Here is a 14,580-nt window from a genome sequence, read left to right as displayed (position 1 = left end):
TAAGTTAACTAGACATCTCGCGTGGGGAATTATATACTTGCTACCCTTAGGGATGCTTGCTTAACAATTACGACTAGAAAATACAAAATGTCATATACAGGCTACTTACGCTCAATTAAAAATGAACTTCAGCGAACTGGTAGAACTCAAAAAAGCCTCCGCGTCAAAACCATTATGGAACAGTTGGGCTACCAGCGTCGTAGTCAAGCTTTTGTCGATAATTTTAATAATGCGCTAGCTGAATTGGGACTTTGCACAGATCCCCTATTTGATTTGTATATTCCTTTAGATACTAAACTGGCTATTTCTCTTCAAGATGTTACTCCTGATGTGCAAATTGCTGATGTGCAACCAATTTTTAGTAAATTAAGTGCAGCATTTCCAGTTAAGCATGATTTTTTCTATTACTTATTTGATTTCGGTTCTGAGCAAGAATATGAAAGGTTTCAAGCTTGTTTAGACTCAAATCAACCAGTAGGAATTTTTCTCATTCCCCAAGTAGAAGATTTCTTTTCTGATGTTGTGACTAAAATCTTAAATTATGAATTAATTAGAAAATATCAATATAGAGGTAATAATAATATCCCGACAGCATCGAATCAAAAATTCAATACAAATATTACTACTGATGACGATGATGACGATGATGATTATTCCCTATCTGGTGCTAATATTTATCACTTTTATTTTTCTACAATGACTAGTGTGATTCTCGGCACTACTGGCTTAGATTTACTAGATTGCGAAAAATTTGATGAGCAGTTTGAACAGATATCAGTCTACGCCAACAAATATAATTCTGAACAATTATTTATAGTATTTCATTGCCCACCTGTATCAGAAATTCAAGCACAGCAACAAGAAGATGCTTTAGGCTATTTGGTAGATAGAGTAGCTAGTAAAATTCCTTTTACCTTTACTCTACGATGCAAATATCCCAACGAAGCTGCTATTCAGCATAAAGAAGAAATTTATGCTCATTTCCGTCTCTTGTTAGAACTTCCGCGTTATGAGATGGAAGAAGATGAGGTATCTTTATTAAATTACTTTCTAGAATTACAAAAAGCGCAAATCTTAGCTGATTCTCAGCTATTAATTGGCATGAAAGCCGAACATTTTTATAGTTTGAAGTGGCGAGAAGAAAGTACAGAATATATTTATCTCAAATATTTTGCGATTAAAACCTTAGAAGCTTTAGGCTATGATTTGTCTAAAATTCAATGTGAAGTAGAATTAAGTTCCAGAGATCAGGACACAAATGATGATGAAGATAGCTATGAATATGAAGAATATCAAAGCGAAATCATTCCTGTATATGTAGATAATCAGGTAATTGTGGAAATCGAAACTCTGAAGTATCAAGAATTTCAGGATAATAATCTGTTCTTGGATTCACTCAGAAGAATTTTACAAAAATCCAAAGTCTGGCCGAATAAATTAAATACTGTGTGGTTAGTATTTCCTGGTTTTGAGATTGCACGTAACTCTTACCAGATTAAAAAGATTAAAGAAGTTCTCGAATATAAACTAGCTGGTTATTATGATAATACTTTTAAAATTGTGGTTATGGCACCGGATTATGAAAATCATCAATTAGTTCCAGTATCTTTTGATGCACTTGAATATCCAGCTTTTGAATATGCAGCTAAAAAACGCAGTTTAACCCCGACTTATCCCTTAACTCAACGCCTCCCAGAAACCAAGCTTGATTTTAGCCAAGTTAAAGGTTTGAAGGAAGAAAAGGAAAAATTAAGCAAACTTTTGAGGCTACAATCTAAAGGCTATCAAGATGCAATTAGTGGGATTCTTTTCTACGGCTTACCTGGATGTGGTAAAACTCTGTTAGCAAATGCATTCGCTAATGAATCTGGCAGATATTTCTTTAAATTCTCCCCTGCTGATATTATCAGTGTATGGATAGGGCAAAGTCAGAAAAATATTCGAGATATCTTTGCTCAAGCGAAAAAGAAATCTCCCTCAGTTTTATTTATTGATGAGTTAGATAGTATTGGCTTTAACCGTCATGAAGACAGCGCCCATACAGACCAAAAGGCGACAATTAACCAATTATTAATAGAATTAAATAATCTGCGAAATAGCAATGTAATTGTGATAGGTGCAACTAATTATTTAAGTGGTATAGATAGCGCCTTAAAGCGTTCTGGTAGATTAGATTGGAAAATTCCTATCTTTCCCCCTGATCAATCAGAAAGGATAGAATTATTCCAACATTATCTAGCAAAAATTGATTTCAATCAGATAATTAACTTTGAAATGCTAGCCGAAAAAAGTACTAGGTTTACCTCATCTGATATCGAATTGGTGTGTAGAGAAGTGAGAAATGCAGTTTGGCTAGAAGAAATCAGTGCATCACTAACAACTGCGGATATCATCACTTACATTCATAATTTGCAAGAAGGTGGTTTAACTCTCAACGAAGAACAGGTAAAAGAGTTTTTGGATGAATGTAAAAGATTGAGTGTCAAAAATCCCAAACTAGAAACACTCAAGTGGGAATGGGGATTAACCGAATAAAAGTAGGGTGTGTTGTCGCGCAGCGCAACGCACCATTTAATTCTCAACGGTATTCTAATATTGGGTATTTAATTTTTCTAATTACCCATTACCAGCCTATACCAAAGTATGTTATGAGACGATACAGTTCATATTTAGTAATTGATTTGTCACTTGGGGGATTCTCCCCCAAACCCCCGATTGGGTGACGGTTGCGTCCCCCAAACCCCCTCCAAAATTATTGTTCAGTTTTTTGTTGAGTAACTAGTTTTTTGGTTTCGTTGTCAATTAATTTTCTTAACTGAACTGTATTGCATTGTATTATAAGATTACCTAATTTTTAATTCCTATCAATGGGAATCTGAATAATAAACTCTGCACCTTTACCAGGGGAAGAAACACACTCAAAAGTACCATTGTGGACTTTGGTAACTATTTGATGACTAATAGATAACCCTAAACCTGTACCTTTACCTTCTGGCTTAGTGCTAAAAAAGGCTTGAAATATTTTTTCCTTAACTGACTCTGGAATTCCCATCCCATTATCAGCAATCGAAATTTTTACTTGTTGATCGCTGACTGTGGTAGAAATTATGATGACATTGGGATGCTGTTCTATAAAAGCATAATTCTTACCTTCATTAGATTCTTCTAAAGCATCAATAGCATTAGCTAGTAAATTCATAAATACCTGATTTAATTGCCCAGGATAACAAGCAATCAAGGGTAAATCGCCATAATTCTTAACTACCTGAATTGCTGGACGATGAGGATAAGCCTTTAAGCGATGGGATAAAATCATCAGCGTGGTTTCAATACCCTCATGAATATTTACCGCCTTTTTATCTAAGCCATCTTTGCGTGAGAAATTGCGTAGAGATTGCATAATATCTCGAATCCGATGGGTTCCCTCTTTCATGGAAGAAATCATATTCGGTAAGTCTTCTAAGAGAAAATCCAAATCTATCGCTTCAATTTCATCTTTAATTTCTGCTGGGGGATGAGGTAGATGCTGTTGATAAAGATGTAGTAAATTAATTAAGTCTTCGATATAGCGCCTGGCATGGGTAAGGTTAGTAAAAATAAAGCTAACCGGATTATTTACTTCATGGGCAACTCCCGCTACTAACTGCCCTAAAGAGGAAATTTTTTCTGTATGTACAAGTTGAGTTTGAGTTTGTTGGAGTTGTAATAATGCTGCTGCTAAATCCTGAGATTTTTCTTGTTCTTTGGCATATAGACGGGCATTTTTCAGCGCGATCGCAGCTTGAGAAGAGAGTATTTTCAACAGTTCTAGCCGTTCGGGTGTAAATGCACCAGTAATTAAATTATTCTCTAGGTAAAATATACCGATAAACTTGGATTGATAAAAAATAGGTACACATAATATGGATTTACATTCATGATTTTGAATGTAAATATCTTTATTAGAAACTGGATCGAGTTTGGCATCTCTAATTACTAAAGGTTGCTGAGTTCTCGCTACATAATTGATCAGCTTTTTGGGTACTAGTTCGCTTTCTTCTACAGGAGTTGATAGCAAAGTAATTTGGGAATCAATCATACTGCTATCAATAGCTTCAATAATTAATTGCTCATCTTTGACTAAAATTAAGCAACCTTTTTGAGCGCCAGCATTTTCTAAAATGATATGTAGTAGCGTGCGCGGTAAACTTTCTAAGGAGATTTCATTATTAATCGCCTCACTCGCTTTGACTACTGTGACGATATCCAAGCTGATACCACTACTAGTTGTCGAATGCGAACTGAGAGATGCATCTAATTTGAATGTTCTAGAGATGCTACCAGTAGAAGCGTAGGCGTAGCCCGTCGTAGACATCGCATGATTGCTGCGAAGAATTAAATCGGGGTATTGTTTTTCTAGGTGTTTGACTTTGGCTGTACTACCCCAACGGTGGTAACCATAATAAGCTTCTGTGATGTAAACTTGGGCAATTTTTTTCTTACCCATTGACATGTACATTTCGGTGGCGCGTTCATTTGCTAGTGCTTCTTCTTGAATGTAACCATGTTCAGCAGCACCAGCAATGGCGCGATCATAATATTCCATCGCTTCTAAATATTCACCCAATGCGCGATGGTACTCGGCTTTAACTAAGCAATACTTATGCTTGTGGTTCATGGGTGCATGATTTGCCCATGTTTTCAGCTTTTCTTGGTTAGCAATTACCCGCAACCACAAAATTTCTTTTTGTGAGATGGGGGTATGGGCTAACATAGCAAGCTGGGTGAGAGAATCATAAAAGTGGAAAACTGGCACCATAAACGAACCAGTTATCCCATCTAAATATTCCTTTGCTAAATCAGCAACTTCTGCGGCTTGTTGATATTCAGCGAATAGATAACAGAGAATTAATTTGTTGACGTATAAAGTACCAATGGCATAGCGATCGTTAGCTTGCAAATGTAGCGGTAGCATAGTTTCTTCGTTATATGCTACACCTGCTAACTTCTCAGAGAAGGAGACATCACTGATCAGATTTAATACAGATTGGCGAAAGACTTTGAGATAATTATGGGCTACTTCCTGCTTGATTTTATCTAAAACTTGACTGTAAATTGCCATCTCTGGTTCTAGGGTTTTCAAATCCTTGCCCAGGAAGTAAGAAAGGCTGCAATAATTGTAGGCACAGTAAGCGGAGTATTCTAAATCCCCTGTTTCTAAACCATTATGATGTGCATCTAGTAAAGGTAGTAACGACTTGCGAATATGATGCTTCCACGGCTTCACGAACGGATAAATCATATTGAAAGTACTAGTTTGCAGCGCTTTACCCTGGATATTTGATAGCAAACCTAATGCTAATTTACCAGCGCGATCGCCTGCATCAATATCCGCGATGACTCCACAGAGAATCACGCCATACCAAGCGTAGGCGAGAGTGGAGACTGGTGCGTTGCCATATTGTACTGATAGTCTTACCTGCTTAAAAACAATTAAGGGTAGCAGCATTGGTACGGCTTGAGATACAGCCGCCGTCACAGTGGCGATAATCCGCATCACTGCTAAAATTTGCGGATCTGTCATTGCTGGTAGATCGATTAAATCTTCAGAACTTCTGCCTGCTAATATCAGTTGCGTTGCTTGTAAACTTTCGCTGATATCTCCTTCGCTAGGTGCATCAGGGAACCTCACACCCAACAGTTCTAAGACAGTTAAAGCTGTTTTGATAGCTTCTGGTTGTTTACTTTGGGCAACATAAGCTTGAATCTTCACCTCATAAATTTTTACTTTATCAAGTAGGGTGCGGGCATTTTGCAATACTTGACTGGCTAAATTCTCCATCAACTGATAATCGCCACCGAGATATGCTGCTTCTGCAGCTTCCACCATCAAGGCTAAAGTCAAGTCATATTCACTGAACCAGCTATCTGCAGCTAAAACTTTGATACCAGTATTTAAATAAGCGATCGCCACTAAATAAGCTGTAGCGGCTTTCGCTTTTCTCCCCGCTAGCAAATTTAATTCTGCCAAATGTTGCTTTTGGGATGGCTTACTGATTAAGCTAGCACCCACATTTAGTTGATTAATAATATCAAAAATATTTTCCTCTAATTGTTCAGGAGGGGTATTTTGCAACAACTGCTGCCCAATTTTTAAATGCGTAACTTTTCTTTGATGGTTAGGAATGAGAGAATAGGCAGCTTGCTGGACGCGATCGTGCAAAAATTTATAGCTAATATGAGAGTCATCAAAATCTAAAACCGCTAACTCTTCGGTGGCAAATAGTAAAGGTATACGATATTCATTGTTCAAAGGTAAAATGAGGCCCAATTGTAAAGCAGGTTGCAAAGCTTCTGCTAATCTTTGCAGATTATCACTACTGACAGTTGCCAATACATCTAAACTGAAACGATTACCAATACAAGATGCTAATTGTAGGGCTGTTTGCGTAGCTTCGGGTAGCTTTTGAATGTTTCTCGCAACTAATTCGACAACATCTTTATCTACCAGATTCTTTGTTTGAATTTGCTGTATATCCCAACCCCAAATTCCTTGATTAAAATCGAATTGTAGGAGATTCTCTTGATATATTGCTTTGATTAATTGGGTTAAAAATAAAGGATTACCTTGGGTTTTATTAAATAAGACTTTCGCTAATTCAAAGATTTTTTCCGAATCGCCTAAAGTATCTATCAGCAGTTGATAGACATAAGGTAATTCTAAGGGGCGTAACACAATACTATTAATAACCGTATCAGCTTGGGCTATTTCCTCTAAGGTTTTGATTAATGGATGGCTGGGGCCGACTTCATTATCTCTATATGCCCCAATTAACAGCAAATAATGACTATCTGGATTAGTCATTAACACTTGAATTAATTTTAAAGAAGCAGAATCAGCCCATTGTAAATCATCAAGAAATAATACTAAAGGGTGGGATTGTTGAGCAAAAACTTGAATAAAAGACTGAAATAGGCGATGAAAGCGGTTGAGGCTTTCAGCTGCGCCTAACTGTGGAACTTCCGGCTGTTTACCAATAATTAATTCCACTTCTGGAATCACATCAATAATTACTTGACTATTGCTACCCAGCGCTTGCAGGAGTTTCTCTTTCCAGGCTGTTAACCTGTCGCTACTTTCAGTTAATAATTGCTGTATTAAAGATTGAAAAGCCTGAATCACAGAAGTATAGGGAACATTGCGTTTAAATTGATCAAATTTCCCATCAATAAAATAACCCCTCTGTCTGACAATCGGTTTATGTACCTCATTCACCAGCGATGATTTCCCGATCCCAGAGTAGCCAGAAACCAACATGATTTCGCTTGTACCTTGGCTAATACGCTCAAAGGCTTGCAGCAAGGCGATCGCTTCTGATTCTCTGCCATATAATTGTTGGGGGATGAGTAATTGAGAAGTGCGATCGCGTTGTCCGGGGGTAAAATTAGAAATATTACCTGTAGTTTCTAATTGCTCAAGGCATAATTCTAAATCAGCTAATAGTCCCAATGCACTTTGATAGCGGTCTTCAGCATTTTTCGCGATCAATTTCATGACAATCGCGGCTATTGTTCTCGAAACTTCTGGTTTTAACTGGGTAATTGGTGTAACTGGCTTGGCAATATGAGAGTGAAACATCTCCAGTAAATCGTCAGTTACAAAAGGCAATTGACCAGTCAAGATTTCATAGAATGTAATCCCCAAAGAATAAAAATCACTGCGATAATCGACAGCGCGATTCATTCTCCCCGTTTGTTCAGGAGACATATAAGCAACTGTCCCTTCCAATTGATGAGAATTTGTCAGTTGCGGTGTTTCTTTATCTAAATGTGACGCAATACTAAAGTCTGTAATTTTCACAATCCCAGTCTGGGGATTAACAATAATATTTGCAGGTTTAATATCTTTATGAATAATGCGGTTCTGATGTAGCGATAACAACGCTTTAGCTAATTGCACAGCAATCTTTAAAAAATTAGCTTCACTAAGCTGCTGCAAAGAGAGAAACTGTTTGAGACTGATACCACCAAAGTCTTCTGCTACTAACACCAGGCGATTTTGATAGCTCTCTAGGCTATAAACTTTAACAATACCCTCACAGTTAAGATTTTCTGTAGTTTTATATTCGTGCTTGAAGCGAGTAATTTGCTCAAAAGAGGGATATTCAGCCTTGAGAACTTTCAGAACTACACGCTGCTGGTTTTTTTGCGACCTAGCTCGGTAAACAGTTGTGTTAATTCCTTCAGATATAATTTCTAGTATGTCATAACCTGGTATTATCGAGGTTAACACTATCGTTTCTCCTTTCCCTAGAGTTGGGCGCTCACTTCCTATATTTCCCAACTGGAAAGGCAGAATATAATAATTTACATACATTTACGCGAGCAACAATCTACCTGATTAGTCAGGTATTATTACTTAACATTTTTCAGCGTTTATTAGCGTTAAGTTCTTCATTTCACAGACTTTTCGTAATTTTACTATGGGATTCGCTAACTTAAATTTAAAACCTCTCGCGGTAAATTAAACAACCCATCTTCCCCAGATTCAAAATTAATTACTTGAAACACTGCATCGATATTTAACTTTCCATAAATATGAGGAAATAACTCACCTATTTCCGCCTCCTCATAACGCACCTCAGCTTTCACTTGATCAGCATCAATAAACAGTATTACCAATCCCTTTTGATGCTTGAAAAATCTATTTGCAACTTTGAGGATTTGGTTAGCTTCTGAACAGTGGATAAAACCCTCAGTTTCCAGAGAATCAGCACGGTAACTTCCGAGTGTTTTCGCCTCTTCCCATTGTCCACTTTGTGTAATATGGAGAATAGTTTTCATGTTGCTTGCATCATTTTGCGAATATCGTCTAAAGGAGATTCTGGTTCAAGAGGTTCATCAGGACAAAATTCTATAGTTACTTGAATTTTGACTGTAGTATAACTGCTAATTTTATGAGCACCGATATGATTGTCTGTAGTAATTCCTGTAGATGTGATTATTCTTATTCTTCCTATTTCCCATCCTCTAGAACCAACTCGTAAAATTTGGCATCTTATACCTTCAGAAGAAGACTTCCATGTTATATCTTCAACTTTAAAAACTGCTTCACTAACCGATACAGACTGAATAATACTTGCAACTTTTTGATGACCATTACTCAATTGAGTATGCAATTTTTCTCCAAAATTATTATGTATCAACTCCTTGAGTCTTCCAACAGTGTATGTATCCTTTTCAAATAATACAACATCAGTATCATTATCTAACACTTGGAACATATTAATCATATTAATGATAAGAGGAGATTTAGAGCCTATATTCTCTATTGAGGATTTCAAACTATCACAATTTTAATTGTGAAATGATAAGATAAATTGAGTATAAACACTGATATTAAAACTACTCAAAATGTTAATACTCAATGATTATTATCAAATATTACGTACAGACACAAAGCTTTTATTTGCGCCTTTGCGCTTACCTTGCAGGAAAGATTAACGTAGAATGTATCAGAAGTTATTTCTACATTAAGACTAAATAATAGAGAGTGCTGCTTTAATGCAGAGATATACCAATCTGATTTGATTTTTGACGAGTCTAGAGTCAAAAGTCAATTGTCAACAGTTCCCCCTTGTACCCAATCCCCAATCCCCATTACCCCTTATCCCCAGTCCCCATTACCCCTTATCCCCAGAGGGGGCCCCGAGTTCCCCAGTCCCCCCCTTCAACAAAACAGGCTTTTGCTTTAACTATTTGCCTAGTCCCTAAATGATTCGCTAGGCTATTGATAATTCTAGTTACTCAGAAACTTGCTGTGTATGGATTTTGAAGGCGAAGCTACTACTACATCTGCTACAGAAAACAAAGAATTGCCACAGCCAGAGACTACTCCTAAGCCTTTGGAATTGCTGCGAGACACTGAGGCTTTGCTACGTCGCCCAGCTGTAGAATCTCTCACGCCGATTTTACCTCCCAAGTTGAGTAGCAAATTACAAACAGCCTCATCCCTCGCGGATAAATCTTTAAAAGAACTAGCAGAAATTGATTTAGACGAAATTGGTGACTTTGATTTACGCCCTGCAAGGATTCGTGTTGGTTTAAGCTTCGTTGGTTTTGCCGCGTTAATGACGCTTATACTGTTGCTTCATTTCAGCACTCTACATTTAGAATTACGCACAATTGAGCAGATGCGACAATATTGGTATCAATATGTTTGGTTTGTTTGCTTAGGTGTAGCGGGATTGTTTGTCTTGGGTCGAGAAACAATGCGTCCTATCCGCAAGCCGAGAAGAGTGAGGGGAAAACCGCAAAGCGGAATTCAAAATTCAAAATTCAAAATTCAAAATGAATAGAGTCTCAGCATTGCGTTCGTTGAGAATGGTAGTTTATTTACGCCATGCTGCGATCGCAATTTATAACCATATATTAACCTCATAAAAACTGTTCTCGTAGACAGATTGACTGTTGTTGAGAAATTTGCTATTATAAAATCGATAAGGAAGAAATATACTAAATATGTTTATACCGAAACAATAAACCGCTTGCTGTCAGCAAGCGGTTTTATGGTGTTTTAGTAATTTGATGGAATTAAACAAGTTTTAAATCGGGATACTCAGCTAACAAATCATCAGAGGTTAGAGTATCGCCTGCAGCTTGAGGAGTCCAAAGCACCTCAATAGCTAGGATTTGCTCGCTAGGAATACCACCAATTTGGCGCAAAGATTGACGCAAATCATCAGCACTGTTAATTGCAGGAATTGCAGACTTGCCCAGAGTGGCCACTAGTAAGGTGACGATAATATATTCTCCAGGGCCAGAGGTAATTAAATCAGTGGGATTCTCAGGAGTTTCAGTACCAGGTAAAGCTTCTTTAGCGAGTGCTGCTCTGAGTTGGTTGTTAACGTTAGAGAGGGTTTCTTCGCTAAATTTGCTGCGTTCTGCTAGTGAGAGACGGTTGAATTGAGCTTCAGCTGAATTCAATTTCGCTTGTTGTGTACCACCACCAACATATACCCAATATTCTGGATGGCGGAGTAAAGCTAGGCTAGTTTCTTGCAGAACTTCTGCTCTTCCTTGTGGGGAGTTAGTATCAGCAGTTTCAGCAATGCGGTCAAGTTCGCCTTGTAAACCACGTGCTTGAGCTAATAAACCAACCTGCAAGCGAGTTACAGATACAGCAGGATTGCTGCTATAGCCTACATCGTCGGTGGTGGTGTCTCCACTGCTAGCCCGGCGGAAGGCTTGCAGTATAAAATTAGCGATCGCAATAAAGATTAAGATGCTAAACAATCCGCCAAAGCCACCGCCAATACCCCACAAAGGTAACAGGAAAGGAAATCCAAAACCACCACCAGGGTAAGGGGCGTAATATCCACCCCCGCCAGGAGGTGCATAGGTGCGAGGTGTGTAAGTCCGGCTAGAAGGTACTCTAAAGGAACCACCACCGATTCGTCCACCACTACGGGCGGCTAACGCTCCATCAGCATGACCTAGTGCTAAAGTTAACACCAGGCTGAGGACAAAGACAGTTTTTAACAGCGGTTTGATGGCTAGTTGTAGTTTTTTACGCATAATACAGTTGCTTGAAAAACGGTATTGGTGATGATTTCTTCCAACGCTGCTAGGAGAGATTTGCTTGGTCAGTAACGCCAGCCCGTAGCAAGCAAGCGAGTTTTTGATTGGCAGTAGCTCTCTGTAATATTCATTTTTCTTGGCTACATATTCAATGTACCGCGTCATATCTTGCCTAGACAGCAAGCTTAGGGGGGATTTCTTGAGTAGATTACCGTACCTCGGATTCTTTTGCGATCGCGGGAATTTTGGGATCAATTAATCATTTGGGGATTGGGGACGAGGATGAGGGGGAAAAGGCGAAAGGGGAAAGGGAGAAAGGGGAAAAGGAAAAAAAGGGAAATTATTATTACCCATTACCCATTACCCATTACCCATTACCCCATGTCCTGACAATTTAGTTATCTGAATTACAGTAATTTGACTTGATAATTATCAAAATAGATTTAATTGGCAAGTAATTTTGGTATTTACTTTTGAATTTTCCTTAATTACCATAATTACTGAGGGATTATCTTGTTGACTGCATCTAGCCTTTGGGATATTGCTGAACCTGAAGGTGCATGATTGTTGATGCCAATAATCAACTTAATTTTTCCTAAAAACGACTGCAATTTTTTGGCATTTTGGCAGAATCTCAATTAGTTACAAGATATTCTATTGATATCAACTCGATTTAGTAATTACCACCAACAAAAGTCTATGAGCAATTGATTTCGCTGGTAGTCCCAAATTTCAATGCTTGTTAATTAGGTAGACAGATTTTAAGTGGTGAACAATTGAAAAGAAAATTAACAAATCAAATAATTGAATATCTCAAAATCCTCTTTCAAAAAAATGCTGGTATTAGTATACTGCAAGCACTCAAAAAAGGATGAAGGAATATGCTTTTGTAAATCAATGTATTAAAAGTTCATCAGCCTTAGTGTAAATACTCTTGCTATGCCGAAATTAGTTACTGATGCTCAAAACTAATGTTAAAAAAAATATAGAGATTAGAGGTTGTTACGGGATAGCTGTTGGCGAGAATGAGAAAAGAGTGGAAAATTAGATACAGAGGAGGAAAATTTCCTATTGGTATTACCCAAAGGAGTTTTTGCTCGATAGCTAGTGGAGGCTGCACATTAGGCAAGTCTCCTACACTACTTGTTACTACGGAGGAGGGTGACCGTACAGGTGATGCGCCCAAATGTAAAAGTCACTGCTTTGTTCTTGCAGAATTGAGGCGAGTTAAGATGTGAATAGCGTCAAAGAATTATACTTTCTGCTTTATCCTTGAGTTCATACATCAATGAAATTTCTTTTCAATTTAGACAATCTCTGCTCAAGGATAGCGGTTAATTATCACTCATTTCTGCGCTTTGTTGATAGTATGAAAAATTAATTTTTTTAACTATACTTATCACATTTATTATGGAACATATTTCACAACTGGCGGGAAATGTTAGAGAACAAACTGCATTACCAGACATTCTCGTAATATCCCGTAGTTTCTTACCCAAAGAAGCAATTATTGGTGAATATATTTATAATCGCTGTCTGCAAGATCCAGAGCGGGTAATTGTTTTGGCAGCTAGTTGTTCAGGCGATCAAGCATTTGATCGAGTGCAAAAGTTTCCTATATATCGCTGGCCGATTCTCAGAGATTGGAGTTTTTTCAATCCTTTAATCAACCTCATCTATTCATTTGCATTAGCAATCAAACTTTATTTTCGCTATCGTTATCGCTATATTGAATGGGGGCATGGCTACGAATTTCCCTCACTATTATTACTAAGTTATTTTTTACCGATTCGCTTTTTTATCTACCTCCACGGAAATGATATTGTTTGTGGCTTACGTAATCCTTTATGGCGATCGCTATTTAAATTAACACTCAAGCGGGCTGAAGGAATTGTCTGCAACAGTTCCTTCACCCAGGATTATCTCCGAACAAGGTTAAGATTAGATACTCCTACCCACGTCATCAACCCAATGGTGAGGGCGGATAAATTTAGCCATGTAATCAATCCAGGTAATTTGGGCGAATTACGTGCAAATGTCCGCCAAATGTACAATATTCCTGAAACAGCAGTAGTTATTCTCTCTGTAGGAAAGCTTGTCAAGCATAAAAGCTTTAACCGCATCATTGACAACCTACCGCTACTACTGACTGTTGGCGTAGATGTTCACTATATAATTTGTGGGCAAGGCCCTTGTGAAGCAGAACTGAAATCCCTGGCTAATCGCCTACGAGTTGACCAAAGGGTACATTTTGCCGGAGAAATCAGCGATCGCGAATTAGGTGGGTATTATGCAGCCTGCGATATCTTTGCCATGCTGAATTTAGTCGAGAACAAAGCTAGCACTATGGAGGGTTTTGGTATCGTTTATTTAGAAGCGAGTTACTTTGGTAAACCAGTAATTGCTTCTCGTTTAGGCGGAGTTATCGATGCCATTCATCATGAAGAAAACGGCATCTTAGTTAATCCTTATTCTGGCTATGAAGTATTTCAAGCCTTCAATCGCTTATGTAAAGACCAACAGCTACGGGAACAACTTGGTCGCAAAGGCAAAGAGTTAGCCAAGCGCAAAACCCTTCACCGTTCGCTGTATAAATTGGAGTAGGGATTGGGGACTGGGGATTGGGGACTGGGGATTGGGGAGATGAGGGAGATGAGGGGAAATTACCAAAACCAAACACCCCATTACTCATTACTCATTACCCATTACTCATTACTCATTACTCATTACTCATTACCCATTACCCATTACTCATTACTCATTACCCATTACCCATTACCAAATGACAACCTTATCCACCACCCACAATAGTGACAACTTCTAGGCGATCGCCTGGTTGCACTTTTGTTTGCTCCCAAAATTGGCGATGTAAAATTTCGCCGTTGTATTCTACTGCGACTAAGCGGGGGTTGAAACCTAGTTTTTGGAGTAATTCGGGTAAAGGTGTTTGGGATGAACAGTTATGGTTCTCCCCATTAACCTGAAGTGTGATTTCGCTAGACATAAAATGTCACAAATTTT

At 38.1% G+C, this 14,580-nt stretch carries 9 protein-coding genes; 4 read left to right on the top strand and 5 right to left on the bottom strand.

The genetic code is table 11. From position 1 onward, the window contains the following. The first annotated feature begins 87 nt into the window (after positions 1 to 87). A complete protein-coding gene (locus tag HGR01_RS13755; RefSeq protein WP_045870637.1) occupies positions 88 to 2,535 on the top strand; it encodes an ATP-binding protein in 2,448 nt (815 codons plus the stop codon). Positions 2,536 to 2,854: 319 nt separating this feature from the next. On the opposite strand, the gene HGR01_RS13750 is transcribed toward HGR01_RS13755, so the two are convergent. The 3 genes from HGR01_RS13750 to HGR01_RS13740 all read right to left on the bottom strand — a co-directional run bounded on the left by HGR01_RS13750 (position 2,855) and on the right by HGR01_RS13740 (position 9,263). Next, on the bottom strand, positions 2,855 to 8,272 hold the full coding sequence (locus tag HGR01_RS13750) for an ATP-binding sensor histidine kinase (RefSeq protein ID WP_309227725.1): 5,418 nt from the start codon (positions 8,270 to 8,272) through the stop codon (positions 2,855 to 2,857). A 200-nt stretch (positions 8,273 to 8,472) separates the two neighbouring features. Further along, on the bottom strand, positions 8,473 to 8,823 hold the full coding sequence (locus tag HGR01_RS13745) for a DUF952 domain-containing protein (protein WP_045870636.1): 351 nt from the start codon (positions 8,821 to 8,823) through the stop codon (positions 8,473 to 8,475). Beyond that, entirely contained in the window at positions 8,820 to 9,263 is a 444-nt protein-coding gene (locus tag HGR01_RS13740) for a KGK domain-containing protein (RefSeq protein ID WP_194007860.1), read from the bottom strand. The genes HGR01_RS13745 and HGR01_RS13740 overlap by 4 nt, the downstream gene beginning before the upstream one ends. 540 nt (positions 9,264 to 9,803) lie before the next feature. Between HGR01_RS13740 and HGR01_RS13735 the strand changes: the two genes are divergently transcribed. After that, positions 9,804 to 10,337, top strand: a complete 534-nt coding sequence (locus tag HGR01_RS13735) for a hypothetical protein (RefSeq protein WP_045870634.1) — start codon at positions 9,804 to 9,806, stop codon at positions 10,335 to 10,337. Positions 10,338 to 10,572: 235 nt separating this feature from the next. On the opposite strand, the gene HGR01_RS13730 is transcribed toward HGR01_RS13735, so the two are convergent. Next, positions 10,573 to 11,556: a DUF1517 domain-containing protein gene (locus HGR01_RS13730; RefSeq protein ID WP_045870633.1), complete on the bottom strand. Its 984-nt coding sequence runs from the start codon at positions 11,554 to 11,556 to the stop codon at positions 10,573 to 10,575. A 1,413-nt stretch (positions 11,557 to 12,969) separates the two neighbouring features. On the opposite strand from HGR01_RS13730, the gene HGR01_RS13725 reads away from it, so the two are divergent. Further along, on the top strand, positions 12,970 to 14,163 hold the full coding sequence (locus tag HGR01_RS13725; RefSeq protein ID WP_045870631.1) for a glycosyltransferase family 4 protein: 1,194 nt from the start codon (positions 12,970 to 12,972) through the stop codon (positions 14,161 to 14,163). 17 nt (positions 14,164 to 14,180) lie between these two features. Next, the gene (locus tag HGR01_RS13720; RefSeq protein ID WP_155539250.1) at positions 14,181 to 14,345 is read left to right on the top strand and encodes an alpha/beta hydrolase; all 165 of its coding nucleotides are present in this window, start codon (positions 14,181 to 14,183) and stop codon (positions 14,343 to 14,345) included. A 5-nt stretch (positions 14,346 to 14,350) separates the two neighbouring features. Here HGR01_RS13720 and thiS read toward each other — a convergent pair whose 3' ends face one another. Further along, entirely contained in the window at positions 14,351 to 14,563 is a 213-nt protein-coding gene (gene thiS, locus HGR01_RS13715; RefSeq protein ID WP_045870630.1) for a sulfur carrier protein ThiS, read from the bottom strand. Between the last annotated feature and the right edge of the window lie 17 nt (positions 14,564 to 14,580).

It is taken from the genome of Tolypothrix sp. PCC 7712 (assembly GCF_025860405.1).
GTDB lineage: Bacteria > Cyanobacteriota > Cyanobacteriia > Cyanobacteriales > Nostocaceae > Aulosira > Aulosira diplosiphon.
This window is presented reverse-complemented; position numbering and strand designations above follow the sequence as displayed.